The sequence below is a fragment of the Hymenobacter jeollabukensis genome (genome assembly GCF_005771675.1).
Classification (GTDB): Bacteria; Bacteroidota; Bacteroidia; order Cytophagales; family Hymenobacteraceae; genus Solirubrum; species Solirubrum jeollabukense.
The window spans coordinates 266454-291466 of record NZ_VAJM01000009.1; the positions used below are offsets into that span (position 1 = coordinate 266454).

Here is a 25013-nt window from a genome sequence, read left to right on the forward strand (position 1 = left end):
AAAGACAAAAGGCCGCTCTGCGCAGAGCGGCCTTTTGCTTGTCGGATTCCGACACGGTCGAACAGGCCCCGCCGGCGAAGAATTACTTCTTCTCCAGGTAGTAAATCGTCTGGCTGAACACCGTGCTGCCGCCGTTAGCTACGTCGCTGGGCGCGATGTTGACGATGCGCCAGCCCTGCGCGGCGTACTGGTTGACGATGGTCATAGCAGCCTTGTGTACTTCGGTCATGTTGTTGGCCATCTGCTTGGCCGAGAAGCGGCTGAAATCCACCGCTTTCACTTCTTGCTTGCCGTCGGGTTGTATGGTCACGATGCTGGCCTGCGCGTCGAAACCCATCGATACGCGGCTGATAACCATCATGTAGCTGCCGCCGTCGCCCGCGGTAGCTGCGGGCGCCAGATGGCTGAAGCTAACCAGACCCAGGATCAGAGCGAACAGGAGTAAACGAATCTTCATGCGGAAAGGGAAAAATTGGGTGAAACAATGCCGCAATATTGCCAATGCCGCGCCGAATACAAGCCTTTGCATTGATAGATTTATAAAAAATACTTGTCGTTACCGCAGTTCGTCAAACGCGTACTGCGCCGTGCTCCAGAACTCGTCCAGGGCCACGATGCGCGGTTTGAAAAAGGAAATCAGCCGGGGCCAGTCGTTGCGGTCGAACATATTCACCGGCGTCAGCTCCTGGTAGATGCGGCTGATGGGCTTGCCGTACTCGTCGGCGGCGTCGGCGGCCCAGGTCCAGGCTTCGCCGGTGGTTTCTTCCAGCAGGGCCCGCAGCTCCCGAAACTGCTCGAAAAACAACTCGCGCAGCCCCGCGTCGGGGTGGGTGATGTCGATGCCGACGGTGGCGCGGCGCGTGTCGGCGTGCAGGCGGAAGAACACGTGCTTGAGGCCGGTTTTGTAGTTCACCCAGTTGGTGGGCAGGCCTTCCGACGAAGGCACCGGCTGCATGTATTGGCCGAAGGCGGTCCAGAACGCCTGCCGCAGCTGCGCGGCTTCGGTTTTGCTGTACATCGGGGAAAAGGCTAAGCGGGGCGCGAAGGTATAATGCGCCCTACGAAGTAAGTTGGCCCGACGATATGCTTCACCCGCCGCGTTTGTCTGTGCTATGGGCCTCGATACCGTTGAGCTGATCTATGAACTCGAAACCTACTTCGGCCTCGCCATTCCCGACCGCGAAGCCGAGCAGATGGGCACCGTGCAGCAGCTGGCCGACGGCGTCTGCCGGCTGCGCGGCGGCTGCGACGCGGCCACGCCCTCGCCGGTGCGGCAGCACTGCCTCGCCACGCTGAGCCGGGAGCTGCAAGCCGCGCTGAATCTGGCCAACCCGCCCGCCGGCACCACGCCACTGGCCGAGCTGCTGCCCGCCACGGCCGCGCACTGGCGGCCCCTGCTGGCGCGGCTGGCCGCCCAACTCGGCTGGGCTCTGCCCCAGTTCACCGACCCCTGGCTGCCGGTGCCGCCGACGTCCTGGCTGGGGTGGCTGTTCTGGCGGGAGCCCCAGCGCTGGATCGACTGGCGGCAGGCCACGGTGGACGATTTGGTGGACTGGACAGTGGCGCTGAACTACCAGCGCTTCTACCACGGTCCCCATTTGACCCGGGCCTACGACGTGCTGCGCGCCGTCTGCGGCCTCGTCAGCGAGAAGTCGGGCGTCGATATCTGGGAAATTCGGCCCCAGGACAGCATCACCAACGACCTGGGTATGGATTGACAAGCCCGCTACATTGCTATTTTGCAGCCGCTAAGCCTCCGCCCCATGCCCACGACCCCCGCCGCTCCGCTCGTCATCCTCGAATGCCTCGTCGCCGGCACCTCGCACCGCGACAACCTCGCCGAGCACGAGCCCCAGCTGAAAATCAACCAGCCCCTGGTGCTGCGCCGCGAGGCCGACAGCACCTTCGATGACTGGGCCGTGCAGGTGCATACCGAGCCCGCGGCCGGCGGCGTGTGGCTGGGCTACCTGCCCGAAGGTCGCAACGAAACCGTGGCCCGCCTGCTCGACGCGGGCAAGCATATCAGCGCCCGCCTCACCCACAAATCCTGGGAAGACGACTGGCTGTACCTCAACATCGAGGTGCTGCTGCACGAGTAGCCGGGGCGTTTCGCCAACCCGGCCCGGCTCGTCAGCGCCGTTGGGCCGCGCCAAGGGCGTAGCCAACCTTGAAGCGCAGGGCCAGCTGCGGCAGCCAGGCCGTCGTGCCGGGCGTTTCGTCGCTGGCGAAGAGGCCCTCGTACACGCCGCCGCGCGACATCACGTGTTCGTTCTGCACGGCGTAGCGCACGCTGCGCCGCCGTGCGCCCAGCCCGCCCGCCAGCTCCAGGCGCCAGTGCGGCCCCAGGCCCCACAGCCAGCCGGCATTGGCGCCCAGCGCCCACACGTCGCGCCGCACCCGGGCCGGGTCGAAGTAGTGCAAGTACTCGGCCTGGTCGTAGCTGCGCAGGGTGTAGCGCTGCGGCACGTAGGCCGCTTCCAGAGCCCAAAATCCGGCCTGGGTGGCCTGTTCGGCAAAGTAGGAGCGCAGCTCGGCCCGCAGCTTGTGGCAGTGCCAGTCGGTGCGGTACCGATACCTGTACGGCTGCCGGCGAATGGAGTAACCGTAATCGAGGGCCACGCTCAGGCGCGGAAGCAGCCGGTACTCGGCCCCCAGCATCAGCGTGGGCGTGCTCGTGTCGATCAAAGTGAGGGGCACCAGCTTGAGCGTGGTGCGGGCCCGCAGAACCGTGGGCGGTTCCGTTTGGGCCAGCGCGAGGCCGGGCAGCAGCAGTAGCGCGGAAAGCGAACGAAGCATTGGGCGGGGTATCGGATAGGAGCGGAAGATATTCATTTTGGCGTGGTGCGCGTGGGGCTGATTTGGCCGGCGCCGGGGGCTGTCGGGGCGCGCCGGGCAAATGGGTATATTCCGTAACCCGCCACCGCTCCGTCGGCGAAATGGCAATTTCGGTCAAGGCGGCGGGGCAGGTGCCAGCCTGGCTTTGGAACGCCACTCACCAGGTTTCTTACTTCCATGAAAACGTTGTTGTATCTGCTGGCCGCCGGGCTGTTCGTAGCCGTGGTGGCCGTGGTGCTGGCCGCCGTGCTGCTGGGCCTGCGCCGGGCCCTGCGTGGGGCTGCCTCCGGTAATCCGGTCCCGCGCCGGGCCCTGCCGCTGACCGCCGCCGCCCTGGCCTTCTGGCTGGGCCTGACGGCTGCCCTGGCCGCTGCCGGTGCCCTGAGCTTCGACGCCCGGCCGCCCCGGTTGCTGCTGCTGTTGCCGCTGCCGCTGCTGGCGACGGTGCTGCTGGCGCGCTCGGCCGCCGTGGGCCGCCTGCTCGACGCGCTGCCCCGTGCCGGGCTGCTCTACCTGCAAAGCATGCGCGTGGCGGTGGAGCTGGTGCTGTGGCTGCTGTTTCTGGCCGGCGCCGTGCCCCGGCAGATGACCTTCGAAGGCCTGAACTGGGACGTGCTGACCGGGCTGACGGCGCCGGTGGTAGCGTATTTCTGCTTCACGCGCCGGAGCTGGCCCTGGCAGGTGGCCGTGGGCTGGAACGTGCTCGGCTTGGCGCTGCTGCTGAACATCGTCACCATTGCTCTGCTCTCGGCCCCGACGCCCTTCCGGCAGTTCTGGAACGAGCCGGCCAACGTGGTCATCAGCCAGTTTCCATTCGTGTGGCTGCCGCTGTTCATCGTGCCCGTGGCCTACACCTCGCACGTGTTGTCGCTGCGGCAGCTGTGGCGCCGGGCCGCCAATACGGCAACGCCGCTACCGGAAACCGCCGCCCCGACGGCGTAACCGCAGTTAGTGCGGGCTGGGCTCGTTTGCTAGTGGGTGCCGATGCGCAGCAGGTAGCCCACCTTGACGTTCAGCGCCACGTGGGGCAGCAGGTAGTCGCCCGGGGAGTGGTGCTCGTGCTCGATGGCCGGCAGCTCCGTGCCGCTGTAAATCTTGGGCAGAAACTCCAGCTGGCGCTGGCCGGGCGCCTCCTGGTTGTTGCGCACGCGCACCCAGCGCAGCCCCAGGCCCCCGAAGGCGTCCAGCCGCCAGCGCGGCCCGAGCCGGGCCATTACGCCGGCTTTAGCGGCCAGGCCCGTCACCTGCTTGCGGTACGCCACCCGCCGCAGCGTCGGGTCGTATTGATACGTGTACGGATCGAACGGACCGGGGCGCAGCTCGTCGTAGCGCTGCGGAATCACGAATACTTCGGCGGCCCAGTAGGCGAGGGGCGTGGTACCGGCGCTGGGATAATAGCGCACTTCCGCCCGCAGCTTGGTGTAGCGGAAGTCCAGCTTTTCTTCGTGGGCGGTGCCAGGCTGCCAGCGCCGGAAGCGCGGCGCGTAGCTGGCCTCCACGCTCCAGGCCGGCGAGCAGAAGTATTCCAGGCTCAGCGGCAGGCAGCTGGTATTCGGGTCGGCGGTGCTCAGCGGCGCCACTTTCAGCACCAGCGCCCCGGCCGCAGTCGGCGTCTGGCCGCGGCCGGTTTGCGGCAGCAGGCAAATCAGGAATAACAAGCCTGGCAGGCGGTACACGGACATACTGATTAAGAAGCGGGCGCGGACTTCAACCGCAAAGACAAACTTATAGCAGATCCGCCAGGTCGGTCATTTCCTGGCGTAGCTCATCCAAGCGCGGCTCGTCGGCAAAGTGCTCCTGCACGCACTCCACGAAGCCGGTTATCATCATGCAGATGATTTCCTGGCGCCGGACGAAGCGCTCCGCCGGCGTCAGCGCTGCTTCCGGATCATCGGCGGCGGTATCGGCAGGGGCGGCCGGCGCTTCGGCGGGCGGCTCCTCGCTCAGGTGCTCTTCCCAGCGCAGCACGTCCAGCACGTTCGACACCAGCGCCATGGCCAGCACCTGCGTGCTTTGGTAGAGCAGGGCCACGTCGTGCCACGACATCTGCGTGGGCGCAGTGTCGTCGGCCTCGCGCAGGCGCGCGTTGAGCGACACAATGGCCGCCGGCGTGCAGCCCGATAGCTGGGCCACGGCCTGCGCGAAGGGCAGTTCCGAAATGGTGGGCAGCACCCGCGCCAGCGTCACGGCCAGCCGCAGCATGTGCAGCTGCTCTTCCCGAAACCTGATTTCGAAAATGGGCTCGTCGTCCTCGTCAGCTTCGTCGTCCTCGGCGTCCTCGTCCCAGTCGTCCTCCTCTTCCGCGTCGGCTGGTGCTGCGGGGGCGTTGTCCGGCAGCTCGGTGGTTTGCAGCGTGTCGGCCAGGCGGGCAAAGGCGCCTTCGATCTGCAGGCGCAGCAGGTGCAAATCTTCCTGCGCTTCCTCGTCGTCGTGCGCCGCAAACCGGCCCACCAGCTCCACGAAGGTTTCCCCAAACGGCAGCAGGTGCGCCCGGATGGCGTCGGTCTGCTCCGCGTCGAGTTGCATACTCTGCTCCAGAAAGCGCAGCACCGGCACGGCCAGCGGCCCGTCGAGCACCAGGCAGCCCACCAGCAGGTACACGTAAAACAGCTCCGGCTCTTCCAGCAGCTGCCGGGCCAGCATGTCGTTGCTGTTGATGGCCGTAATCATGCGGGTGCCGGCCAGGTCCAGCCCGGTCAGGTCGGTTATTTCCTGGGGCAGCGGGTCGTGGGGGCGGCTGAAGAACTGCAGGCAGCCCATGCCGCACAATTGCAGAAAAGGGGCTACGCGCTCATAAAAGCCGGGCGGCAGCGCGTCGGCGGCGGTGGGGGCGTCACTCTGTTCAGACATATATCGACGGCGGATGAACACGCGGTACAGAGGATAAGGTAAGCAACATTTCGTTGTCTTATTCGCAGCCTGCAATGCAACTTATTTGCTAATATTTTTGGCAAATAAAGCTTGGCTCCGAAAAGATTTGGCTAAAAATATTGTGCAGGCGAAATGATTTGCCGCCGACTGGTGTTACTTTACCTACTGAACCTACCGCTTTACGCTTTTCCCGTATGCGCGAATCATATCTGACCGGTGGCGCCGACAACATGAACGCCACCGACAAAGAGATTGACAAGGCCTTGCGCCCCCTGAGCTTTGCCGACTTCGCCGGTCAGGCCAAGGTCGTCGACAACCTGCAGGTGTTCGTGGCCGCCGCCAAGCAGCGCGGCGACGCCCTCGACCACGTGCTGCTGCACGGGCCTCCCGGCCTCGGCAAAACCACCCTTTCGCACATCATTGCCAACGAGCTGGGCGCGGGCATCAAGATGACCAGCGGCCCGGTGCTCGACAAGCCCTCCGACCTGGCGGGCCTGCTCACCAACCTCGACCCGCACGACGTGCTCTTCATCGACGAGATTCACCGCTTGAACCCGGTGGTGGAGGAGTACCTCTACTCGGCGATGGAGGACTACCGCATCGACATTATGCTCGACTCGGGCCCGAACGCCCGCTCCGTGCAGATTTCGCTGAGCCCGTTCACGCTCATCGGGGCCACCACGCGCTCGGGCATGCTCACGGCGCCGCTGCGGGCCCGCTTCGGCATCAGCTCCCGCCTGGAGTACTACGACGCCAAGCTGCTCACCGACATCGTGCAGCGCTCGGCCGACATCCTGGGCACGCCGATTCACGAAGACGCGTCCTTTGAAATTGCCCGCCGCTCGCGCGGTACGCCGCGCATTGCCAACAACCTGTTGCGCCGCACCCGCGACTTCGCCCAGATCAAGGGCACCGGCACCATCACCCGCGACATTGCCCAGTTCGCCCTCAGCGCCCTCGACGTGGACTCGCAAGGCCTCGACGACATGGATAAGCGCATCCTGTCGACCATTATCGACAAGTTCAAGGGCGGGCCGGTCGGCATTACCACCATTGCCACTGCTTGCGGCGAGGAAGCCGAAACCATCGAGGAAGTGTACGAGCCGTTCCTGATTCAGGAGGGCTACATCAAGCGCACCTCGCGCGGCCGTGAGGCCACCGAGCAGGCTTACACCCACTTGGGCCGCCCGCTGCCCCAGCACATGCGCGGCAACGTGGCCGGCGACCTGTTCACGCAGGAATAGAGCCGCGTAATAAGGGAGCTGACTGTATTTAATATGATGCAGTCGGCTCCCTTATTATTAGCCTGCGTCTCACAGGTCAGCCACCTGGCCGATAGCGGCAACAGAAGGATTAAGCAAATATCGAAGTCCTTATGAAAGAGGGTATAGTAGTAATGAAATCATTTTTAGGGACGACTAAAGCCGATCCAGACGTGGAGAAGCGGGAGGACTACTGGCAGCTGATTGGCAAGCGAGGCAGAATCATAGACGCTCCCGCCACTTCCGATGGCCGGGTGCTGGTGTTATTTGAGAATGACCTGGATGATTATGGTCTGGAAAATCATAATCCGGTCAGGAACTCTCTTTGGATTTGTCTTTCCGATTTGGTAACGGAGAAATAGCCTTTTAAAGGCGCCAGGTATTACCTCCGCGGCAAGCTTGATTAGGCCTGTTGCCAAGTGTGCCCGTGCCTACCCGGGGCGCTTTTTTGTTGGCTGGGCTAGCGTCCGTTCCGCAAAGCAAGTCGCGAATCGGAGCCTGCATCTATGCGGCTGTTTCCCGACCTTTGTGCTCATGCTTGCCTCTGACCTCACCCGCGCCGAATGGACCGGCTTCATCAAGCGCCGGGCGGCGGAGCTGGGCTTCATGGCTTGTGGCATCTCGCGGGCCGAGTTTCTGGAGGAGGAAGCGCCACGGCTGGAGCAGTGGCTCAGCAAGGGTATGCAGGGCCAGATGCGCTGGATGGAAAACCACTTCGACAAGCGCCTGGACCCGCGCCGCCTGGTCGACGGGGCCAAGTCGGTGATTTCGCTGCTGCTGAACTACTACCCGGCCGCGGAGGACCAGCAGCCCGACGACACGCTCAAAGTCAGCAAGTACGCCTACGGCCGCGACTACCACCACGTCATCAAGGACAAGCTCAAGCACCTGATGTGGGATATGCAGGCCCACATCGGCGAAGTGGGCGGCCGGGCCTTCGTCGATTCGGCGCCGGTGCTCGATAAAGCCTGGGCCAACAAGAGCGGCCTGGGCTGGGTGGGCAAGAACTCCAACCTGATTACGCCCGGCGCCGGCTCGTTTTACTTCATTGCCGAGCTGATCGTGGACGTGGAGCTGGCCTACGACGGCCCCATCCGCGACTACTGCGGCAGCTGCACCCGCTGCCTCGACGCCTGCCCCACCCAGGCCATTACCGAGCCCTACGTAGTCGACGGCAGCAAGTGCATCAGCTACTTCACCATCGAGCTGAAGGACCAGCTACCCGCCGAAGTGCAGGGGCAGTTTGGTAGCTGGATTTTCGGCTGCGACATCTGCCAGGACGTGTGCCCCTGGAACCGCTTCAGCCGCCCCACGCAGGAGGCGCAGTTCAGCCCGCACCCGCAGCTCAAGGAAATGCGCGAGCAGGACTGGCGCGAAGTCACCCAGGAAGTGTTCCAGACGCTGTTTCGGCACTCGGCCGTGAAGCGCACCGGCTACGCGGGGCTGCAGCGCAACATCCAATTTATAATAGAAACGCCGGCCTCAGGGGGGCCGGCGTCCATCATCACAGAAGAAGGGGGAACTACGTCAGGCTAACCTGGCGGAATACCCGGTTAAGCACCCGGCGGTAGAGCCGGGCAAATTGCTGGTAACACCAGGCCTTGAGCTGGCCGGCCTCGTCGGGCACCAGCGTACGCAGGGCCTTCCGAAGCTCTTTCTCAAACAGCGTTCCGTCGAAGCTGACCTTGAGCAGAATGGTTTTTACGTATTCCAGCATCGTGGTAATGAAATGAAGTGGAAGTGGGAATGATGGGGGCTGGGAGAACGGACGGCATCCCTATACGTGTAGGAACGAAAAAGGCTAACAAACATTAGCTCTTTCTAACCGGTACGAGGAAAGATACAACCATTAGGAGGTAAAATGCAAGGCGTGGGCAAAAAAAAGGCCGCTGCCAAGTAGGCAGCGGCTGGTAGGCCAAAAAATGCGAATACTCGCGTAACTCCGGATCAGTAGGTGAAGACCTGAATGATGGCCGATGCCGCGTCGTAAGTGAGGGGCTCGTCGAAGGCTTCGGTAGCAGCGGCGCGGATTTCGGCCGCCGTAATGCCACCAATAGTAGGTAGCAGGGTACTGGCGTCGCGCAAGGCCAAATTCGCTACTTGCTGCATTACGCGGTCCTCCTCGGCATATACGTTGGCCTGCGCCGTGGGCAAAGCCGCAGCCTCGGTGCCGCTGATCCAGTGCTTCACGGTGGCACCCGCCTGCCGACGCAGTTGACGCAGGTGCGCCGCGTGGCGGCCTTCCACCGCGAACATACGGCTGAGGCTGTCAATCTGGGCGTTGTTGCTGGCTAGTAGCGGCATGGCATACGCATACACGCGCACCCCCAAGTCTTCGAGTACCTGGGCCACCAGCAGCAGGGTGCTGGTGTTGGTGAAGACGTCAGGGAAAATCCGGTTCGAGCCGCCGCGGCCGCCGGTAAAATCATAGTTGGGACGCGCTGCCAGTACGCCACCTGAGGTACGGATGTACGATTCGAGCAGGGCAATATGCTGGCGTTGTTGGGCTCGCATCAGCAGGAAATCGGGCGCGCTACCAGCCGGTACGATACTGATGGGCAACCGGGTGTAAAACTCATCCTGCAGCCATTCTACTCGCAAAGCCAACTGCAAGCCGTCGAGGCTGGTGCCGGTGATTTGGGCGGAAGCCGGCTGCGCGGTCAGGGCACCGAGCACGGCGGCCGGCAGAGCTGCGGCCGCCGTGTGGGCCAATTGCGTCAGGGCGCCGCGCCGGGCCGTGGGATGCGCCGCCGCATCGGCCGTGGCTAGTTGCTCAAGAAAAGAAAGCAGATTCATACGGGAAGTGCGCGGCATTAATTGGTGGGCAGGGAGCCTACCGAGAGTTGAATGGGGGCGGTATACTTGCTGAGCTCGGCCAGCACCTCGGCGGGCGTCAGTACTTGGTTGAGGCCCGCATCGGCGCCGCTTTGAGGCACCACATCGGAACCCGCAAAGCTGCCGGGGGTACGCAGGTCACGCACGGCGGCGGCGTGGCGGGCCTTCACGGCCATCATCTTCACGTATAGGCGTAGCAACACCGGGGTGCTCAGCAGCCGGGCCGCGCCGCAGTACGCGGCCACGGTCAGGTCGGCCAGCGACTGCGCCGCCGCCAGCACGCCGACGCGCGTAGTCAGCGTAAATGACGAGTAGTCGAAGCCCAGCCCGCCGATGTTGCTGTTAGCCGTAAACCCGTTGGCGCTTATAGTCAGCAGCAGCAACTCGCGGTGAATGGTATTGTGGCGGTTGATGTCGCGCAGCACGCCGAGGTCGGCGGCCGCAGCGGTCAAATCAGCGGGCGGATTGGCCAGCACTTTATCGTACAGCTCGGTGGCGGTGCGCTCCAGCAGGTAGAGGTAGTTCAGCACGCCTTCGTCGCCGCCCGTCAGGCTGATGGTGGGGGTAGTCAGCGGGGGCGTTTCCGGGTCGGGGCAGGCCGTCAGCAGCAGCAACGACGCGGCCGCCACCCCGGTGTGGGTAAGAAAGGTCCGCCGGCTGAGGCCCGACGGGGTAGTAGAAGTTGATGCCTCGGGCATACGCAGAATCAAATGAGCTTACGGGCAGGGAATTGCCGCCGGCCTGAACCGCAAAGGTACTCGCTCCAACGCAAATCCGCAGCTTCCATCACAGGAGGCTACACCGCGCCACGGAGTTGCACCCGCCGAGCCGCTGCAGCCAAGTAATTTCCCTAACGAACAAGCGCCAGCCCGCGGGTGGCGGACTGGCGCTTGTGGCTTGAACATCGAGGAACGCCTCAGGGGCGAATGTAAGGACCAGCAATGCCGCGCACGGTGGTGCTGTCGAGCGGCTCATCGAAAGCCTCGCTGACCTCAGCCGCCGTGTAAGCCGGCGAAGCAGTCAGGCCCGTCGTTAGGTCGGCCACGCCACCCTGCGCCAAGTTGCTTTCGGCCGGGAAGTCGGTTGCCAGTGAAGCGGTGGTGGAAGCGGCGTACACGGCTGTGGGCGCCCCGTTGGACTGCGCATTGGTAATCCAGCCGTATTGGCTGACGCCACCGAAGGCCGTTTGCCGACGGATGTAGCGAATATAAGCGGCGTGGCGGGCTTCGGTAGCGTGAATCTGCAGGGCTACCTGCAGCACGTTGGAGCCACCGATGTTGACGGTCGACGACTGGCCCGCGTTGGTCACCGTTACCGAGGTGTTGGCCGCTACTTGAGCGGTGCGAGAGATATTGCCAGCCTGGCCTTTGTAAGCGCGTACGCCCAAGTCTTCAAAAGCCTGCGCCGTAGTCAGAAAATTGTTGATGGTGCCGAACGCGGCGCTGAAATCGAAGCCCGACGGCGCCGCAGCGACGTTGGGCCCCAACGCCGCCGTCAGCAGGGCTACGTGGGCGTTTTCATGGTCCCGGATTTTCTCGATACTTGTCCGCAGCCCGGTGTTGGCCGTGAACGAGGCCACCAGCGCCGGTGCTGAAGTGGCTTGCAGGGCTTGGGTATAGAATGCTGCTTCGAGACGCTCCAGTAGCAGGGCGTAGTTCAGCACGTCATTCAACGGGCTGCCCGAGCTCTGCGCCAGCGTCTTGTTAAACGCTGCCCCGATGATGGCCGGCGCGCTGGCCAGCGTGATTTTCTTGGAAATATCGCCGAGGGCAGCGAGGGCGCTCCGGCGAGAATTCAGGCGGTCGGTTACTTCCGGGTCCACCTTCTCCAGTTCAGCGATAATTTTAAACAGGTTCATGTCGTATGGAGGCTTGGAGGTGGATTAGCTAGGCAGGTTGCTGCCGTTGATGGTTTCGCGGATGAACGGCTGCGCGGTGGCCAGTACTTCCGTGGGCGTGAGGGCGCGGTCGAGGCCCAAGGCATTCACCACGTCGTTGGAGAACGTGCCGAGGGAGATGATGTCGCGGATTTGGGCAGCGTGACGCGCTTCTACCGATACTATCTTGCCGGCCAAGCCCAGGTACGTTTTGCCGGCTGCCGTCGTGGTGTCGATCAGACGGCCGGCACCATTGTAGGCCGCCACGCCCAGATCCTCGAAAATGCGCGCCGTCTCCAGCACGTTGGTGCGGCTGGTGAAGTTGATGTTCGAGAAATTGGGGGTCAGGTCGGCGATGATGTTGCCTGGAGCGTCCCGGTTGATAGCTGCCTTGAAGAAATCCCGGTGAATGGCTTCGTGACGGGCAATAGCCTGCAAGGCCGTACGCTCGGCAGCATCGGTGAAAGTGGTAGCGAAGGCCGAGTTGGAGACTACCTGGGCGTAAAAAGCCGCCTCGAGCTGTTCCAGAGCATAGGCATAGTTAAGAATGCCGACGTTGCCGGTGCCTAGGTTAACGCTGTTCGGCATGCTCGAGCCGTTGTCGTCGTCGTCGCAGCCAGCTAGCACCAGCCCGACTGCGGCGGCCGTCATGCCAGAGTAGCGCAAAAAGGAGCGGCGGTTGACGGATTGCAGCAGCTGGCTGCTGAAGCCGGCCTCATCGGGGGCCGAAACAGGAGGTTGGGTGGCCATGCGAAATAAGGGGGTGTGGTGAATGGTTGGGTGAAAACCTTCGGCGTAGCACTTCCTAGGCCGGTGCCTGATGGGGCGCCGGAAGGAATATGTTGTACCAGGAAGGGAGAGGAATTTGATGCACGTACGCGGCGGTAGGATGTGTGGATTCTTTTTTGGAAAATATTTGTTTATATGTTGTAATTTTTATATAGAATCACTGAGAGCTGTGCCTTTAGCGAAACCACCGCCAGCAGCCCGAAAACGGGTTTTCTTCGTAGGTTTGACTGCATGGCGTGGCGTAGTTTTTTTTTATGGGCCTTACTGCTGGCGGGCCTGGTAGCCGCGCCGGCCCCGGGCTACGCTCAGACCGCCGCCCCCGCCGCCGAGCAGCAGGCCGCGCTGGAGCTTGGCCGCAGCAGCTTCCCCGTCAACGAATACTTCACCATTGCCTTCCGGCTCAGCGGGGCGCCCCTGGAGCGCTATTCCGCCTTCCCCGACATTGAAGGCTTCAAGAAAAGCGGCAAGACCTCGACCACCACGACCCGCACCGTGGGCGGGCGCAGCAGCATGGAGCTGGTGCTGACGCAGCGCTACGCCGCCTTTGCGGAGGGTGAGTTCGTGCTGAAGCCCTTCACTATCACCGTCAACGGGCAGGTGCTGCGCTCGGCCGGGGCCACACTGCGCGTACTGCCGCAGGCGGCGGGGGCAGCGGGCAGCACACCGCCGGCCGGGGCCGGCCCGCCGCCCGCCGGCAAGCAGCCGCTGGTAGGCATTGGCAACCTCGACCAGCTGCTGGGCAAGCCCAAGCCGCAGGAGTACGTGGAGCCGCGCGACAACGCCTTTTTGAGCGTGGAGCCGGACCGGGCCACCGCCTGGGTGGGCGAGCCGGTGCACGTGGGGCTGTACTTCTACCTGGCCCCCGCCGACCAGGGCCTGCTCGATTTCTACCGCTTTGCCGAGCAGCTGCCGCCCATTCTGCGGCAGCTGCGCCAGCCCACGGCCTGGGAAGAAGCCTTCGACGAAACCGACATCCGGCCCGACTCGGTGCGCGTGGGCGGCAAGCCTTACCTGCGCTACCAGCTACACGAGGCCGTGTACTACCCGCTCAGCGCCCGGGCGCTGACGTTTCCGCGGGTGGCGCTGCAGATGAAGAAATACCGCCTGGCCAAGCGCCCCGTCGAGGGCGACGACAACCGCCTGGAAGGCTACAAAACCTACTTCAGCCAGCCCCGCACCGTGCAGGTACGCGCCCTGCCCCCGGTGCCCGCCGGGGCCGCGCCCTCGGCCGTAGGCCGCTACCAACTGCGCGAAGGCGTGGGCAGCACCAGCTTCCGCACCGGGCACACCATTAGCTACACGCTCACGGTAGAGGGCGAAGGCAACCTGACCGCCCTGGCGCCGCCCGTGCCCCGCCCCCTGCCCGGCCTGGAGGTGTACGGCCCCGAAGTGCACCAGGAACTCACCCGCGCCGACGGCCGCGTGACGGGCCGCAAGGTGCTGCGCTACCGGCTGGTGCCGCGCCAGCCCGGCCGCCTGCGCCTGCGCGACGTGCTGCGCGTGCCCGTCTTTAACCCCGACCTCGGCCGCTACGACACCTTGCGGCCGGAGCTGGAGCTGGCCGTGACGGGCCCGGCCGTGACGCCGCCGCAGGAAGTCACCGCCTTCGTGCGCACCGACCCGTTCTACGCCCAGCAGCTGGCCAATGCCGACGCGACGCTGATGGACATGGACACGCCCCGGCAGGTGAAGCGCTACGCCAACCTGGTGCTGGCCCTGCTGTTGGTGTTGGCCGGCATCGGCTGGTGGACGGCCCGGCGCTGAGCCCCCGACTAATCATAAAAAAAGCCGCTGACCCCGGGCCAGCGGCTTTTCTTACGGAACTCAGGTGCCTTACGACGCCGTCACGCGGCTTTTCAGGTAGGCCACCAGCACTTCCAGGCCCTTGTCGAAGTGGCGGTTGTTCGGGATGATGATGTCCGCGTCTTGCTTGAAGGGCTTGATGTACTTCTCGTAGGTCGGCGCCACGTGGTGGGTGTAGCGGTAGAGCACGTCCTCCAGGTCGTAGCCGCGCTCGTCCCGGTCGCGCACGATGCGGCGCAGCACCTTCACGTGCTCCCGGGCGTCGATGTAAACCTTCAGGTCGAGCAGCTTGGCCACTTCCTCGAAGTAGAACACGAAGATGCCTTCGACCACCACGATGGGCGCGGGCTTGAATACCAGCTCCTTGGCCGGGGCGTCGGGGTTGTTGAAGGTGTACTCCGAGCGGCGCACCTCCAGGCCCTGGCTGATGCGCAGCACGTCGGCGGCGTAGGCGGCCGAGTCGATGCTGGAGGGCAGGTCGAAGTTGGTGACGCCCTGCGCGTCCACCTGCTGATCCTCGCGGGGGTGGTAGTAGTTGTCCTGCGAAATCAGGCAGATGTCCTCTTCCGGAAACGAGGCCAGAAGACGGCGCAAAAAGGTCGTTTTGCCGGAGGCGCTGCCGCCGGTGATACCAACGATGAAAGGCTGTTGCATGGGTGCTGACTGCGGCCCGACCAGCAGGGCCAACCTTGCAAAAGTAAGGGTTTGGGAGATTAAAACGCTTGTCGGCCGCCCAATGAAGCCGGCTTTCGTTGCGGCGGGGCTTATTCCACAGAGTATTGCTCCCGTAGAAACGCGGCCAGCTGCGCCACGGCCCGCGCCCGGTGGCTGAGGGCGTTTTTTTCGTCCAGCGTCATTTCGGCGAAGGTGCGGCCCCGGTTTTCGGGCTCAAACACCGGGTCGTAGCCGAAGCCACCCTCGCCGCGCGGGGCCGTGGTGATGTGGCCCGGCACCTCGCCCGCAAACGTCCACTGATCGGCCGCGCCCGACACCAGGGCAATGACGGTGCGGAAACGGGCGGTGCGCTCGGCCGAGCCGTCCAGCTCCCGCAGCAGCTTCTGCAGGTTGTCGGCGGAGGAACGCTGCGGGCCGGCGTAGCGGGCTGAGTACACGCCCGGCGCGCCGCCCAAAGCCGTTACTTCCAGGCCGGTATCGTCGGCGAAGCACGACACGCCGTAGTTGTCCCACACGTAGCGGGCCTTCTGCAGGGCATTGCCCTCCAGCGTGTCCTGGGTTTCGGGCAGCTCCTCCGCGCAGCCGATATCGGCCAGGCTCAGCAGCTCGACGTGGGCGGGCAGCAGGGGCCGGATTTCGTCCAGCTTGTGGGCATTATTGGAAGCGAAGCAGAGGCGCATGGGGTGAGATGGTGATTGGTGAAATGGTGAGTGTCACGTTCGGAAGAAGCCAGGTCTGACTTGCCTTGCTCTGCGGGCAAAGGTAGGGGCGCAAAAAAACCGGCTGCTGCCGGTCTTAGCTTAACGTCCGCACATTCCGAGCCGATGGGCTATTAAATTCACCATTTCACTATATCTCTATTTCGCCACCTACCGAAACATCGACTTGATGCTGCCCCAGGAGCGTTGCACGGCGCTGGGCGTCTGGCTGAGCATGGTGGTGTACACCTGGTCGCCGGTGCTGGTCTTCACCTGCAGGCGGTAGGTGTAGGGGCCGGAGTTGGTACTGGCGGTGCTGGTCGTGCCGCGGTAGAGGTTGGCGTCGAGGTATTGGTAGCGGCGCTGCCCGGTGGGCACCACCACGCTGATGCGGTCGAAGCTAACGTCGGTGGCGCCTTTGCGGTAGAGCTCGAAGTTGGTCAGCCCGTTTTCGTTGAGCACCTCCCACTCTACGCGTACCGAAGCACCATCCAGCGTGGCCTGGAACACCGTTAGGGTAACGGCCCAGGCGGCGGAAGCGGCCAACAACAGCGTAAACAGAAGCGACAGAATAAATCTACGGGTCATGCGGCACGGGTAACAAAGGGTGGGATGGGGGCGAGGTCGGGCCGGACCGGGACCAAAAATAACTTTTTTGCCCAATTCAGCTAGGTAAAGTTTCTATTACGGCCGAAAAAAACGGGCTGGCTTTTCTTTTTAGCCTCAAGGTCTTACCTTTGCCCTCCCTTCCGCAAAACCGGCGGGGCCTAACAGGACATCACGCATCAGCGCCATGAAAAAGGACATCCACCCCGAGTACCGCGAGGTAGTGTTTCAGGACACCACGAGCGACTTCAAATTCATCACCCGCTCGACCATGACCTCGAGCGAGACCATCACGATGGAGGATGGCAAAACCTACCCCGTCATCAAGGTGGAAGTTAGCAGCCAGTCGCACCCCTTTTACACGGGTAAGAACGTACTGCTCGACACGGCTGGCCGCGTAGAGAAGTTCATGAACCGCTACAAGAAGAAGTAAGCTTCTTTGAGGTATTAGTTGCGGGTGGGCCGTTGTCGGTGACGATGGCCGCTTGCTCCGAAGCTCCCGCCGGCTCCGTGCCAGCGGGAGCTTTTGTTTTGGCGCGGGGTTTTATGCTGACCAGCAGACTCCGACCTTTGCACCCGGCGCCGCGCAGCTGCGCGGCGCCGTTGCCACTGACAACCGGCAACTGTCACCTGACAACTTCCCATGACTGTTCTGCTCTTCGACGACCCCGCCATCCGGCCCAATCTGCTCCCGTTTACCTTCACCCGGCCCGTGGCGGCGCTGCGCTGCGGCATTCTGACGCTGGCCGAGAAGTGGGAGCACCGCCTCGGCCAGGAAGTGCATTACCTCACCGAGCCCTACCTGCAGGCCAAGTTTCCGGCCGCGCCCGCCGAGGGGCCCGCGCTGGTTATCAACGGGGCCGTGTGCGCCGACGACCTGCTGGCCCGGCAGGTGCAGGCCCTGCAGCCCGGCGAGGCCCTGTTCGACGACGAGCTGCTGGTAGCGGCCCATTTGGCCGACGCGAGCAAGGTGGCCGAGCTAATTCAGGACGGCTTTAGCCGCACCAAGCAGGTGGCCGAGCCGGTGACGGTTATCAGCCAGCCCTGGCACTTGTTTCTGCGCAACGGGGCCGAAATCCGCCGCGACTTCGCCCTGCTGACTAAGGGCCGGGTGTCGCAGCCGGTGAACGACGCGCACACCATCGTGTACGCGCCGGAAAACATCTTTATCGAGGAGGGCGTCAAGATTCGGGCGGCCATTCTGAACGCGGAGGACGGGCCGATTTACCTCGGCAAGAACTCCCAGGTGCACGAAGGGGCCATCATCAAGGGGCCGCTGGCGCTTGGTGAAGGCTCGCACATCAACTCGGGCGCCAAGATGCGCGGCGACAACACCGTGGGCCCGCACTGCAAGGTGGGCGGCGAAGTGGGCAACTCGATTCTGCTCGGCTACTCCAACAAGGGCCACGACGGTTACCTGGGCAACTCGGTCATCGGGGAGTGGTGCAACCTCGGGGCCGACACCAACACCTCGAACCTAAAGAACAACTACGCCCCGGTGAAAATCTGGAGCCACGCCGCCGGCCGCTTCGTGAATACCGGGCAGCAGTTCTGCGGGCTGATGATGGGCGACCATAGCAAGTGCGGCATCAACACCATGTTCAACACCGGCACGGTGGTGGGCGTGGCGGCCAACATCTTCGGGGCCGGCTTCCCGCGCAACTTCATTCCTTCGTTCAGCTGGGGCGGCCCCGCGGGCTTCGAAACCTTCCGCCTGCCCAAAGTGGCCGAGGTGAATGAGCGCGTGATGGCCCGCCGCGGCCTGGCCTACGACGAAGTGGAGCGCGGCATCATGCAGCACGTGTTCGAGCTGACGACCAAGGACCGCGCGTGGGAGCGGACGGCCCCCGCCGCCGACAACGCCAGCATCGAGCTGTAGTCCCATGAGCGAACAACCATCCTTGCAGGGCCCCGACCGGGCGCTGACCATCTTTCTGGTGGCGGTGCTCTTTGGAGGCGCGTTTTTCGCGTTTTTTCAGTCCATCACGGCCGGCCTCGTGGCCGAAGCGGTGACGGCGGCGGGCGCGTGGGGGCTGCTGCGCTTCGTGCGCGGCGCCCAGGCGCAGCCGCCGGCGGTCCGGATTATGGGCGCCATCGGCATTGCCGTGCTGGTCATGGCGGTGCGCACGGGGCTGCTGTTTTTGTTGCGTTAGCGGTTGAGGGCCTATGCGTTTCGCTGATATTCCGGGGCTGAACGAGGTCAAGCAGGTGCTGCGCCAGTCGGTGCGGCGCCAGCACGTGGCGCACGCGCAGCTGTTTCGCGGGGCCGAGGGCTCGGGCGCGCTGGCGTTGGCGCTGGCCTACGCGGCCTTTCTGAACTGCGAAAACCGCCAGCCGGAGGACTCCTGCGGGCAGTGCCCGAACTGCCGCAAAATCGACCGGCTGGTGCACCCCGACCTGAACTTCATCTTGCCGGTGACGACCACCAAGGCCGTCAGCAAGGACGCGCTCAGCCACAAGTTCACGGCTGACTGGCGCACGTTCGTGCTGGCTGACGGTGGCCTGTACCAGGGCCTGAACGACTGGATGCAGCACATCGGGGCCGACAACAAGCAGGGCAGCATCTCGAAGGAGGAGGCCGTGCAGCTGCTCAAGCTGGTGTCGTTGAAAGCCTTCGAGGCGCCGTTCAAAATCGTCGTCATCTGGCTGCCCGAGCTGATGCACCCGGCCGCCGCCAACGCCGTGCTCAAGCTGCTGGAGGAGCCGCCGCCCGCTACCGTGTTCCTGCTGGTGAGCCAGCAGCCCGACAAGCTGCTGCCCACCATCCTGAGCCGGGTGCAGGTGGTGCCGGTGCCGCGCTTCCAGGAGCCGGACCTCACGCAGTACCTCGTGGATAACTACCAGGTGCCCGAGGCCAAGGCCCGGCAGCTGGCGCTGGTGAGCGAGGGCAACCTCGGCGCCGCCCTGGCCGCCCGCGACGCGCCCGACAACGACTACTTCACCTTCTTCCGGGAGTGGATGCAGGCCTGCTTCCGCGTCAGCCAGGGCAAGCTGGAGGACATGGTAGCCCAGGCCGACAAGTTCCAGAAGCTGGGCCGCGAAAACCAGAAGGAGCTGCTGCAGTACTCCCTGGGCCTGGTGCGCAAGGTGCTGCTCTTCGGCCTCGACAGCCAGCTGGTGCCCCACCTGCCGGCCGCCGAGCAAACGTTTATCAGCAAGTTCAGCCCCTTCGTGCACCGCTACAATGCCGAAGGCCTGGCGCAGGTACTCAACGAGGCGCACTTTCACGTGGAGCGCAACGCCAACCCGCGCATGACCTTCGTGGACGTCTCGCTGCAAGTGGCCGACCTGCTGCGCGTAGCGGTGAACTAGTGAGGTGGTGAACTGGTGAGTTGATGTTTGGGAGGCGCAGACTGCGCAGTTAGCGCAATCAGAACGGCACTCACCATTTCACCAGCTCACTGGTTCACCAACTCGCCACTCACCATTTCACTATCTCACCATTTCACCATATGACCCGTCCCATCCGCATCGGAACCCGCGGCAGCAAGCTGGCCTTGTGGCAGGCCCACCACGTGGCCGATACCCTGAACGCCGCCGGCCTCGCCACCGAAATCGTCATTATTACCACCAAGGGCGACGTGGTGCTGGACCGCTCCCTCGACAAGATCGGGGCCAAGGGCGTGTTTACGGAGGAGCTGGAGGAGAGCCTGCGCACCGGCCACATCGACATTGCCGTGCACAGCGCCAAGGACGTGCAAAGCACCATCCCCGACGATTTGGAGCTGCTGGCCTTTATGACGCGCGAGCAGGTCAACGACGTCATCATCAGCTTCGACCCGGGTTTCTCGCTCGATAAGCCCGACATCGTGCTGGGCACCAGCAGCACCCGCCGCCGGGCCCTCTTCAAGCGCCACTACCCGCACGCCATTACGGCCGAGGCCCGCGGCAACCTGCAGACGCGCCTGCGCAAGCTAGAGGAAGGCCAGTACGACGCGCTGGTGCTGGCCTTTGCCGGCGTGCACCGCATGGAGTACGACAAGCTCATCGTGCGTGTGCTGCCCGAAACGCAGTTTATCCCCGCCGCCGGGCAGGGCTCGGTGGCCATCGAGTGCGCCAAGAGCCTCGACATGCCCCGCAAGCTGGCCCTGCGCAACCTGCTCGACGACCCCGACACGCACACCTGCCTGCGGGCCGAGCGTGCCTTTCTGCGCACCATGGAAGGCGGCTGCAGCATCCCTAGCTTCGCCCTGGCCACCTTCACCGACGAGGGCGCCCTGCAGCTGCACGGCGGCCTCATCAGCCTCGACGGGCAGCAGTACGTGGAGGAAATCCAGCTCACCCACGACCCCGAAGCCGCCGAGCAGCTGGGCGTGGCCGTAGCTGAAGCCGTGCTCAGCCGCGGCGGCGTGCAGATTCTGCGCGACATCCGGGAGCATCGCGAGTCGGAGTCAGCGACGTTTTAATTTTTAGATCTATCAGTATGAAGCAGCATTTCGTTATGAAATGCTGCTTCTATGTTTCAATACATTGTGCTTTTCCTGATACCATGCAAACAGGTCTTACACGCTGGACAACTATCATGATGATGCTAAACCTTGGTGCCTGCTATCCGGACAAGCCAAGTAAAAATCTGGAAAGGCCAGCAGCAGGTCAGATTAAGCCAGAGGTAACCCCGGATAGCTCGAAGTATTATTTGGTAACTCAGGATATGTTATCGGCTCAGCCGCTTGCCTATGCCCGCGCCCGGAGGAGGCTGAAAGAACGTCTTGCCGAGCCCAAAAAAGAAAGGATACTTATCCAGCCGGTTATCCGAAATGCAGAAACCGCAGTTGCAATTGCCGAAGCACTAGCCTTTGATGCATTCGGTGGGCCAAGTGAAATAGTACCAGAGCGGCCTTATTCGGTTATGCTGTTGGATGGGTATTGGATTGTCAACGGCACATTGCCTGAGAGCTATATTGGTGGAACGTTTGAAGTGACGCTAGATGCCAAAGATGGGCGCGTGGTATGTCTATGGCACGGCGAATAAGTAACTTAGCAATGCCCAACAACATATCTATAAACGGTGAAAGACTATGGCTGGCCTTTGGTCAAGCCTATTGGCTTATCGACGCGCTGTACCTGACAGAGATTGTAGCAGAAGCACACAAACTGGATGCGCAGGATTTAGTCGCGTCTGCCCAGCATGTGTTTGAGTGGAACCCTACGCCCTTCGCCCGGTTTGAGCTACCCGCAGCAAGTGGCCTGTACTAGCTGGAAGTAACCGATATAATCCTAGGCAACGACGCTGGTTCAGCGTACGCGGAACGTCCGCAGCACCATTTCGGCACCGATTCGGCCGTGTTGGTGGTAGTGGCCGAGAAAAACATTCCCACGTTGATCGAGCGGCAGTTTTCGTAAGACGCGCTGATCGAGTGCCAGCCAGATGAACGGCCCTACCACGACGTATTCAGCGCCCGGTACTGGCAGCAGGTGACGGCTGGCTTGGTACCCGTTACCGTTGGGTTGATTTATAGCCCGGGGCTGGACTCCGGGTTTGATTTTGTCGGCAGCGGCTTTTATCAGCTAAAGGTCTGATCGGCGGGTGCTCGTTTGCTAGTCACCGCGTACAGCACCAACGCCATGACGGCCCCGCTGGTGTCGGCCAGCATGTCCTTCTGCGCGTCCCAGATGTCGCCCTGGCTGCCGAGGAAAGCCGCGCCCGACTCGCCGCCGGCCGTGGCCGCGTACAGCCACTCGATGATTTCGTAGCTCATGGCCACCGTGCCGATGACGCACAAGGGCAGCAGGTAGGAGAGGAAGCGGCTGCGGATCAGCCCGCGCGCGTCGGTGTATTCGATGAGGGCGTAGGCGTAGAAACCCACCGTGACGTGCGCCACCCGGTCGTACATGTTGCGCTTGAAGCCGAACAGGTCGTTGAACCAGTCGAAGGGCACCCGCTCGAAGGTGTAGTAGCCGCCGATGGTGTGCATATAGAGCAGCACGCTCATCAGCAGGTAGGCCGTGTTGGAAAACTGCACGCCGCGCAGGTATAGCACCGTCAGCGCCCCGGCAATGAGCACGATGGGCAGGTTTTCGACCACCCAGGTGGCGCGGCTGTAGGGGTGAATGGCCAGGGCCAGGAACAGCACCACGTAGCCGGCCAGCAGCAGCTTGGGAAACCAGGAGGGGTTGCGCAGGGGAGTAGGGGTAGACGTCATAGGGGGCGGCAAAGGAGAGTTGGAGCCGCTTACGCAGAAAGCTGGACCATTGGTGGCCCTGATTTTTACGGATAAAGACGATTCAGCGGCACGGCGCAGGCACCCCGGGCATCGGGTAGCCTGATTCAGGCGGCCGAAAAGCTGGCGTAGCGCTGTCCAAACCTGTTACTTGTGACCTGTTACCCGTCACCCTCCTTATGCGCCCCAACCCGCTGCCGCCCGCGCCCGAACTGCGCACCGCCCGCCTCACCCTGCGCCCCTGGCACCCCGACGAAGCCCCTGCCGTGCTGCAGCTTATCGAGCAGGACCGCGCCCGCCTCACCCGCGACTTTCCCAAAACCACCCGGGCGGTGCAGGACGAGGCCAGCGCCCGGGTGTTCATCGAAATCTGGGACGCCGACTGGCTGATCGGCAAGGGCATTCAGTTTGGCATCTGGCCGCAGGGGGCCGAGGCGCCGGTGGGCTTCGTGAGCGTGCGCAACATCGAGTGGGAAGTGCCCAAGGCCGAGCTGGCCTACCTGCTCAGCCGCGCCGCCGAGGGCCAGGGCCTGATGCACGAGGCCGCCACGGCCGTCATCGATTGGGCGTTTCGGACGCTGGGCCTGGAGCGGGTGTACTGCCACGCCGACCCCGAAAACCAACGCAGCGCGGCCCTGGCCCAGCGCTGCGGCCTGCGCCGCGAGGGGTTGCTGCGCAACAACTTTCGCGGCGGCGACGGACTGCTGCACGACAGCTACAGCTTCGGCCTGACCAGGGCCGACTGGCTGGCGGGTTCCACCGAATCGGCTTAGCTTCGCCGCCGTAACTTGCGTATCGGCCTTTTTCTCCCCCGATACCCCATTCGGCCCATGATTCGCTCATTTCGCTTTTCCGGTCTGCTGGCGGCCGCGCTGTGGCTCGGCGCGGCCGCCGCATCCGCCCAAGAGGCCAAGACCAAAAAAACCAAGCCCAGCAAAAAGGACGAAGTAGTGACCCTGCACGTCACGCAGGGCAGCACCACGCTCGGCGACATCCGGCTAGTGACCTACGAGCAAACCCCGCTGCACCGCGCAAACTTTCTGCAGAAAGCCAAGAGCGGCTTTTACAACGGCACCACCTTTCACCGCGTCATTCCCGGCTTCATGGTGCAGGGCGGCGACGCCAACTCCAAGGACAGTGACCCCAGCAACGACGGCATGGGCCAGCCCGGCGACCCAACCATTCCGGCGGAACTGCGCCCCGAGCTGACGCACAAAGCCGGCGCCGTGGCCGCCGCCCGCATGGGCGGGCCTCCCGGCACGCCCAGCAGCTCCTCGCAGTTTTACATCGTGCAGAACCCCAACGGCACGCCCCACCTCAACGGCGGCTACACGGTGTTCGGCCAGGTGATTCAGGGGCAGGACGTGGTGGATAAAATAGCCAAGGCCCCGCGCAACGAGATGGACCGCCCGAACGAAGCCATCAAGATGGACGTGAAGGTGCAGAAGCTCAGCAAGAAGAAAATTGCCAAGCTCTACGGCTATCAGTATTAGGTGAGGTGGTGAGGGGTGAACTGGTGAGTGTCGTTTTGACGGCTCAACATGCGCGGAGCCGCGCCGCCAGCACATCAAACTCACCATTTCACCACCTCACCAGTTCACCACCCTATGCGCCTGCTCATTACCGGGGCCAACGGCCTGCTCGGCCAGAAGCTGCTCGACCGTCTGCACCAGGAGCCCGGCGTGGCGCTGATTGCCACCGGCCGCGGCCCGTTTCGGCTGGCGGAGGCCTATCCCGCCGTGCCCTACGTGCCGCTCGATGTGAGCGACGCCGCCCAGGTGGCCGCGGTGCTGCGCGAGCAGCAACCCACGCACGTCATCCACACCGCCGCCATGACGCAGGTGGACGACTGCGAGGTGCACCCCGACGCCTGCTGGCTGCACAACGTGACGGCCGTGGACATTCTGGCCCGCGCCTGCGCCGCCCAGAGTGTGCACCTGACGCACCTGAGCACCGACTTCATCTTCGACGGCTCGGACGGGCCGCTGGCCGAGGACGCCCGGCCCAACCCCATCAGCCACTACGGCCGCAGCAAGCTGGCTGCCGAGCAGGCCGTGCAGGCCACGCCCGGCCTGCGCTGGGCCATTGCCCGCACGGTGCTGGTGTACGGGGTGCTGCGCGGCGGCGGGCGCCCGAACATCGTGCTGTGGGTGCGCGACTCGCTGCGGGCCGGCAAGCCCATCAACGTGGTGTCGGACCAGTGGCGCACGCCCACGCTGGCCGAGGATTTGGCCGAGGGCTGCTGGCTGATAGCCCGGCAAAGCGCCCGGGGCATTTACCATCTTTCCGGCCGCGAGCTGCTGACGCCCTACGATATGGCCCGGCAGGTAGCCGCGCACTTCGGCCTCGATGCCGGGCTGATTACCCGGGTCGACGCCAGCACCTTCACCCAGCCGGCCCGCCGCCCGCCCCGCACCGGCTTCATCATCGACAAAGCTGAGCGGGAGCTGGGCTTCCGGCCGCACTCCTTCGAGGAGGGAATTGCAGTAGTGGCCGCGCAGGCGTAGGTCGGCTGTTCGGGAGTTAGCGGTGGTCTAATACATGGTGCATCGTCGATTATGCTCGTCAATGACGAGTTGAATGCGGACGTGGTGCATGGCCA

Annotated in this window: 31 protein-coding genes; 17 read left to right on the plus strand and 14 right to left on the minus strand. The window is 63.7% G+C overall.

Annotated features, from left to right (window positions below; genetic code table 11):
* Window positions 1–82: 82 nt before the first annotated feature.
* Both FDY95_RS18040 and FDY95_RS18045 read right to left on the minus strand, forming a co-directional pair.
* Window positions 83–457, minus strand: coding sequence for a DUF4177 domain-containing protein (locus FDY95_RS18040; RefSeq protein WP_171025734.1), 375 nt, complete (start codon window positions 455–457; stop codon window positions 83–85).
* 99 nt (window positions 458–556) lie between these two features.
* Window positions 557–1018 carry a DUF4268 domain-containing protein gene (locus FDY95_RS18045; RefSeq protein ID WP_138079884.1) on the minus strand — a complete coding sequence of 154 codons (462 nt, stop codon included), beginning with the start codon at window positions 1016–1018 and terminating at the stop codon, window positions 557–559.
* A 94-nt stretch (window positions 1019–1112) separates the two neighbouring features.
* Between FDY95_RS18045 and FDY95_RS27140 the strand changes: the two genes are divergently transcribed.
* Complete coding sequence (locus FDY95_RS27140; RefSeq protein WP_212744918.1) at window positions 1113–1718, plus strand: acyl carrier protein; 606 nt, start codon at window positions 1113–1115, stop codon at window positions 1716–1718.
* 45 nt (window positions 1719–1763) lie between these two features.
* On the plus strand, window positions 1764–2099 hold the full coding sequence (locus FDY95_RS18055) for an HIRAN domain-containing protein (protein ID WP_138079886.1): 336 nt from the start codon (window positions 1764–1766) through the stop codon (window positions 2097–2099).
* Window positions 2100–2130: 31 nt separating this feature from the next.
* Here the strand turns inward: FDY95_RS18055 and FDY95_RS18060 are convergent, their stop codons facing one another.
* Complete coding sequence (locus FDY95_RS18060) at window positions 2131–2796, minus strand: DUF3575 domain-containing protein (protein WP_171025735.1); 666 nt, start codon at window positions 2794–2796, stop codon at window positions 2131–2133.
* Between the two features lie 216 nt (window positions 2797–3012).
* Between FDY95_RS18060 and FDY95_RS18065 the strand changes: the two genes are divergently transcribed.
* Entirely contained in the window at window positions 3013–3777 is a 765-nt protein-coding gene (locus FDY95_RS18065) for a hypothetical protein (RefSeq protein ID WP_138079890.1), read from the plus strand.
* A gap of 29 nt (window positions 3778–3806) precedes the next feature.
* Here FDY95_RS18065 and FDY95_RS18070 read toward each other — a convergent pair whose 3' ends face one another.
* Window positions 3807–4517 carry a DUF3575 domain-containing protein gene (locus FDY95_RS18070; RefSeq protein WP_138079892.1) on the minus strand — a complete coding sequence of 237 codons (711 nt, stop codon included), beginning with the start codon at window positions 4515–4517 and terminating at the stop codon, window positions 3807–3809.
* A 43-nt stretch (window positions 4518–4560) separates the two neighbouring features.
* Window positions 4561–5685: a hypothetical protein gene (locus tag FDY95_RS18075; RefSeq protein ID WP_138079894.1), complete on the minus strand. Its 1125-nt coding sequence runs from the start codon at window positions 5683–5685 to the stop codon at window positions 4561–4563.
* 215 nt (window positions 5686–5900) lie between these two features.
* On the opposite strand from FDY95_RS18075, the gene ruvB reads away from it, so the two are divergent.
* The 3 genes from ruvB to queG all read left to right on the plus strand — a co-directional run bounded on the left by ruvB (window position 5901) and on the right by queG (window position 8504).
* Entirely contained in the window at window positions 5901–6950 is a 1050-nt protein-coding gene (ruvB, locus tag FDY95_RS18080; protein WP_138079896.1) for a Holliday junction branch migration DNA helicase RuvB, read from the plus strand.
* A 152-nt stretch (window positions 6951–7102) separates the two neighbouring features.
* Complete coding sequence (locus FDY95_RS18085; protein WP_138079898.1) at window positions 7103–7330, plus strand: hypothetical protein; 228 nt, start codon at window positions 7103–7105, stop codon at window positions 7328–7330.
* Between the two features lie 172 nt (window positions 7331–7502).
* Entirely contained in the window at window positions 7503–8504 is a 1002-nt protein-coding gene (gene queG, locus FDY95_RS18090) for a tRNA epoxyqueuosine(34) reductase QueG (RefSeq protein ID WP_138079900.1), read from the plus strand.
* Here the strand turns inward: queG and FDY95_RS18095 are convergent.
* The 5 genes from FDY95_RS18095 to FDY95_RS18115 form a co-directional block, all read right to left on the minus strand.
* Complete coding sequence (locus tag FDY95_RS18095; protein WP_138079902.1) at window positions 8491–8685, minus strand: hypothetical protein; 195 nt, start codon at window positions 8683–8685, stop codon at window positions 8491–8493. The genes queG and FDY95_RS18095 overlap by 14 nt on opposite strands.
* A 230-nt stretch (window positions 8686–8915) precedes the next feature.
* Entirely contained in the window at window positions 8916–9764 is an 849-nt protein-coding gene (locus FDY95_RS18100) for a ferritin-like domain-containing protein (protein ID WP_171025736.1), read from the minus strand.
* Between the two features lie 17 nt (window positions 9765–9781).
* Window positions 9782–10501, minus strand: a complete 720-nt coding sequence (locus FDY95_RS18105) for a ferritin-like domain-containing protein (protein ID WP_138079906.1) — start codon at window positions 10499–10501, stop codon at window positions 9782–9784.
* Between the two features lie 218 nt (window positions 10502–10719).
* Entirely contained in the window at window positions 10720–11661 is a 942-nt protein-coding gene (locus FDY95_RS18110) for a ferritin-like domain-containing protein (protein ID WP_138079907.1), read from the minus strand.
* A 24-nt stretch (window positions 11662–11685) separates the two neighbouring features.
* Complete coding sequence (locus FDY95_RS18115) at window positions 11686–12429, minus strand: ferritin-like domain-containing protein (protein ID WP_138079909.1); 744 nt, start codon at window positions 12427–12429, stop codon at window positions 11686–11688.
* Between the two features lie 270 nt (window positions 12430–12699).
* Between FDY95_RS18115 and FDY95_RS18120 the strand changes: the two genes are divergently transcribed.
* On the plus strand, window positions 12700–14232 hold the full coding sequence (locus FDY95_RS18120) for a BatD family protein (RefSeq protein WP_138079911.1): 1533 nt from the start codon (window positions 12700–12702) through the stop codon (window positions 14230–14232).
* Between the two features lie 69 nt (window positions 14233–14301).
* On the opposite strand, the gene FDY95_RS18125 is transcribed toward FDY95_RS18120, so the two are convergent.
* The 3 genes from FDY95_RS18125 to FDY95_RS18135 all read right to left on the minus strand — a co-directional run bounded on the left by FDY95_RS18125 (window position 14302) and on the right by FDY95_RS18135 (window position 16232).
* Window positions 14302–14925, minus strand: a complete 624-nt coding sequence (locus FDY95_RS18125; protein ID WP_138079913.1) for a uridine kinase family protein — start codon at window positions 14923–14925, stop codon at window positions 14302–14304.
* 110 nt (window positions 14926–15035) lie between these two features.
* Window positions 15036–15626: an RdgB/HAM1 family non-canonical purine NTP pyrophosphatase gene (gene rdgB / locus FDY95_RS18130; RefSeq protein ID WP_138079915.1), complete on the minus strand. Its 591-nt coding sequence runs from the start codon at window positions 15624–15626 to the stop codon at window positions 15036–15038.
* 189 nt (window positions 15627–15815) lie between these two features.
* Window positions 15816–16232, minus strand: coding sequence for a hypothetical protein (locus FDY95_RS18135; protein WP_138079917.1), 417 nt, complete (start codon window positions 16230–16232; stop codon window positions 15816–15818).
* A gap of 205 nt (window positions 16233–16437) precedes the next feature.
* On the opposite strand from FDY95_RS18135, the gene FDY95_RS18140 reads away from it, so the two are divergent.
* From FDY95_RS18140 to FDY95_RS18170, 7 genes are all read left to right on the plus strand, one after another.
* The gene (locus tag FDY95_RS18140) at window positions 16438–16683 is read left to right on the plus strand and encodes a type B 50S ribosomal protein L31 (RefSeq protein WP_111478349.1); all 246 of its coding nucleotides are present in this window, start codon (window positions 16438–16440) and stop codon (window positions 16681–16683) included.
* A gap of 210 nt (window positions 16684–16893) precedes the next feature.
* On the plus strand, window positions 16894–18129 hold the full coding sequence (locus FDY95_RS18145; RefSeq protein WP_138079918.1) for a GlmU family protein: 1236 nt from the start codon (window positions 16894–16896) through the stop codon (window positions 18127–18129).
* A 4-nt stretch (window positions 18130–18133) separates the two neighbouring features.
* Entirely contained in the window at window positions 18134–18403 is a 270-nt protein-coding gene (locus FDY95_RS18150) for a hypothetical protein (RefSeq protein ID WP_138079920.1), read from the plus strand.
* 13 nt (window positions 18404–18416) lie between these two features.
* Window positions 18417–19562, plus strand: a complete 1146-nt coding sequence (locus FDY95_RS18155; protein WP_138079922.1) for a DNA polymerase III subunit — start codon at window positions 18417–18419, stop codon at window positions 19560–19562.
* A 140-nt stretch (window positions 19563–19702) separates the two neighbouring features.
* On the plus strand, window positions 19703–20656 hold the full coding sequence (gene hemC / locus FDY95_RS18160; RefSeq protein ID WP_138079924.1) for a hydroxymethylbilane synthase: 954 nt from the start codon (window positions 19703–19705) through the stop codon (window positions 20654–20656).
* Window positions 20657–20673: 17 nt separating this feature from the next.
* Complete coding sequence (locus FDY95_RS18165; RefSeq protein ID WP_138079926.1) at window positions 20674–21222, plus strand: NTF2 fold immunity protein; 549 nt, start codon at window positions 20674–20676, stop codon at window positions 21220–21222.
* Between the two features lie 11 nt (window positions 21223–21233).
* Window positions 21234–21446 (plus strand): hypothetical protein, encoded by a 213-nt coding sequence (locus tag FDY95_RS18170; protein WP_138079928.1) that lies wholly within the window; start codon window positions 21234–21236, stop codon window positions 21444–21446.
* A gap of 308 nt (window positions 21447–21754) precedes the next feature.
* On the opposite strand, the gene FDY95_RS18175 is transcribed toward FDY95_RS18170, so the two are convergent.
* A complete protein-coding gene (locus tag FDY95_RS18175; RefSeq protein WP_138079929.1) occupies window positions 21755–22393 on the minus strand; it encodes a DUF2238 domain-containing protein in 639 nt (212 codons plus the stop codon).
* 197 nt (window positions 22394–22590) lie between these two features.
* Here FDY95_RS18175 and FDY95_RS18180 point away from each other — a divergent pair, with 197 nt between their 5' ends.
* The 3 genes from FDY95_RS18180 (at window position 22591) to FDY95_RS18190 (ending at window position 24918) form a co-directional block, all read left to right on the plus strand.
* Complete coding sequence (locus tag FDY95_RS18180) at window positions 22591–23184, plus strand: GNAT family N-acetyltransferase (protein ID WP_138079931.1); 594 nt, start codon at window positions 22591–22593, stop codon at window positions 23182–23184.
* Between the two features lie 57 nt (window positions 23185–23241).
* On the plus strand, window positions 23242–23904 hold the full coding sequence (locus FDY95_RS18185) for a peptidylprolyl isomerase (protein ID WP_171025737.1): 663 nt from the start codon (window positions 23242–23244) through the stop codon (window positions 23902–23904).
* Between the two features lie 114 nt (window positions 23905–24018).
* On the plus strand, window positions 24019–24918 hold the full coding sequence (locus tag FDY95_RS18190) for an SDR family oxidoreductase (RefSeq protein ID WP_138079933.1): 900 nt from the start codon (window positions 24019–24021) through the stop codon (window positions 24916–24918).
* Window positions 24919–25013 lie beyond the last annotated feature (95 nt).

What these genes read in the sequence shown, in the direction of transcription:
- queG (WP_138079900.1), top strand. Translation starts at nt 7,503, where the DNA reads ATGCTTGCCTCTGACCTCACCCGCGCCGAATGGACCGGCTTCATCAAG.
- FDY95_RS18110 (WP_138079907.1), bottom strand. Translation starts at nt 11,661, where the DNA reads ATGAACCTGTTTAAAATTATCGCTGAACTGGAGAAGGTGGACCCGGAA.
- FDY95_RS18115 (WP_138079909.1), bottom strand. Translation starts at nt 12,429, where the DNA reads ATGGCCACCCAACCTCCTGTTTCGGCCCCCGATGAGGCCGGCTTCAGC.
- rdgB (WP_138079915.1), bottom strand. Translation starts at nt 15,626, where the DNA reads ATGCGCCTCTGCTTCGCTTCCAATAATGCCCACAAGCTGGACGAAATC.
- FDY95_RS18165 (WP_138079926.1), top strand. Translation starts at nt 20,674, where the DNA reads ATGAAGCAGCATTTCGTTATGAAATGCTGCTTCTATGTTTCAATACAT.
- FDY95_RS18100 (WP_171025736.1), bottom strand. Translation starts at nt 9,764, where the DNA reads ATGAATCTGCTTTCTTTTCTTGAGCAACTAGCCACGGCCGATGCGGCG.
- FDY95_RS18065 (WP_138079890.1), top strand. Translation starts at nt 3,013, where the DNA reads ATGAAAACGTTGTTGTATCTGCTGGCCGCCGGGCTGTTCGTAGCCGTG.
- FDY95_RS18185 (WP_171025737.1), top strand. Translation starts at nt 23,242, where the DNA reads ATGATTCGCTCATTTCGCTTTTCCGGTCTGCTGGCGGCCGCGCTGTGG.
- FDY95_RS18140 (WP_111478349.1), top strand. Translation starts at nt 16,438, where the DNA reads ATGAAAAAGGACATCCACCCCGAGTACCGCGAGGTAGTGTTTCAGGAC.
- FDY95_RS18150 (WP_138079920.1), top strand. Translation starts at nt 18,134, where the DNA reads ATGAGCGAACAACCATCCTTGCAGGGCCCCGACCGGGCGCTGACCATC.
- FDY95_RS18085 (WP_138079898.1), top strand. Translation starts at nt 7,103, where the DNA reads ATGAAATCATTTTTAGGGACGACTAAAGCCGATCCAGACGTGGAGAAG.
- FDY95_RS27140 (WP_212744918.1), top strand. Translation starts at nt 1,113, where the DNA reads ATGGGCCTCGATACCGTTGAGCTGATCTATGAACTCGAAACCTACTTC.
- FDY95_RS18070 (WP_138079892.1), bottom strand. Translation starts at nt 4,517, where the DNA reads ATGTCCGTGTACCGCCTGCCAGGCTTGTTATTCCTGATTTGCCTGCTG.
- hemC (WP_138079924.1), top strand. Translation starts at nt 19,703, where the DNA reads ATGACCCGTCCCATCCGCATCGGAACCCGCGGCAGCAAGCTGGCCTTG.
- FDY95_RS18175 (WP_138079929.1), bottom strand. Translation starts at nt 22,393, where the DNA reads ATGACGTCTACCCCTACTCCCCTGCGCAACCCCTCCTGGTTTCCCAAG.
- ruvB (WP_138079896.1), top strand. Translation starts at nt 5,901, where the DNA reads ATGCGCGAATCATATCTGACCGGTGGCGCCGACAACATGAACGCCACC.
- FDY95_RS18180 (WP_138079931.1), top strand. Translation starts at nt 22,591, where the DNA reads ATGCGCCCCAACCCGCTGCCGCCCGCGCCCGAACTGCGCACCGCCCGC.
- FDY95_RS18155 (WP_138079922.1), top strand. Translation starts at nt 18,417, where the DNA reads ATGCGTTTCGCTGATATTCCGGGGCTGAACGAGGTCAAGCAGGTGCTG.
- FDY95_RS18040 (WP_171025734.1), bottom strand. Translation starts at nt 457, where the DNA reads ATGAAGATTCGTTTACTCCTGTTCGCTCTGATCCTGGGTCTGGTTAGC.
- FDY95_RS18125 (WP_138079913.1), bottom strand. Translation starts at nt 14,925, where the DNA reads ATGCAACAGCCTTTCATCGTTGGTATCACCGGCGGCAGCGCCTCCGGC.
- FDY95_RS18075 (WP_138079894.1), bottom strand. Translation starts at nt 5,685, where the DNA reads ATGTCTGAACAGAGTGACGCCCCCACCGCCGCCGACGCGCTGCCGCCC.
- FDY95_RS18170 (WP_138079928.1), top strand. Translation starts at nt 21,234, where the DNA reads ATGCCCAACAACATATCTATAAACGGTGAAAGACTATGGCTGGCCTTT.
- FDY95_RS18135 (WP_138079917.1), bottom strand. Translation starts at nt 16,232, where the DNA reads ATGACCCGTAGATTTATTCTGTCGCTTCTGTTTACGCTGTTGTTGGCC.
- FDY95_RS18120 (WP_138079911.1), top strand. Translation starts at nt 12,700, where the DNA reads ATGGCGTGGCGTAGTTTTTTTTTATGGGCCTTACTGCTGGCGGGCCTG.
- FDY95_RS18145 (WP_138079918.1), top strand. Translation starts at nt 16,894, where the DNA reads ATGACTGTTCTGCTCTTCGACGACCCCGCCATCCGGCCCAATCTGCTC.
- FDY95_RS18055 (WP_138079886.1), top strand. Translation starts at nt 1,764, where the DNA reads ATGCCCACGACCCCCGCCGCTCCGCTCGTCATCCTCGAATGCCTCGTC.
- FDY95_RS18060 (WP_171025735.1), bottom strand. Translation starts at nt 2,796, where the DNA reads ATGCTTCGTTCGCTTTCCGCGCTACTGCTGCTGCCCGGCCTCGCGCTG.
- FDY95_RS18045 (WP_138079884.1), bottom strand. Translation starts at nt 1,018, where the DNA reads ATGTACAGCAAAACCGAAGCCGCGCAGCTGCGGCAGGCGTTCTGGACC.
- FDY95_RS18095 (WP_138079902.1), bottom strand. Translation starts at nt 8,685, where the DNA reads ATGCTGGAATACGTAAAAACCATTCTGCTCAAGGTCAGCTTCGACGGA.
- FDY95_RS18105 (WP_138079906.1), bottom strand. Translation starts at nt 10,501, where the DNA reads ATGCCCGAGGCATCAACTTCTACTACCCCGTCGGGCCTCAGCCGGCGG.
- FDY95_RS18190 (WP_138079933.1), top strand. Translation starts at nt 24,019, where the DNA reads ATGCGCCTGCTCATTACCGGGGCCAACGGCCTGCTCGGCCAGAAGCTG.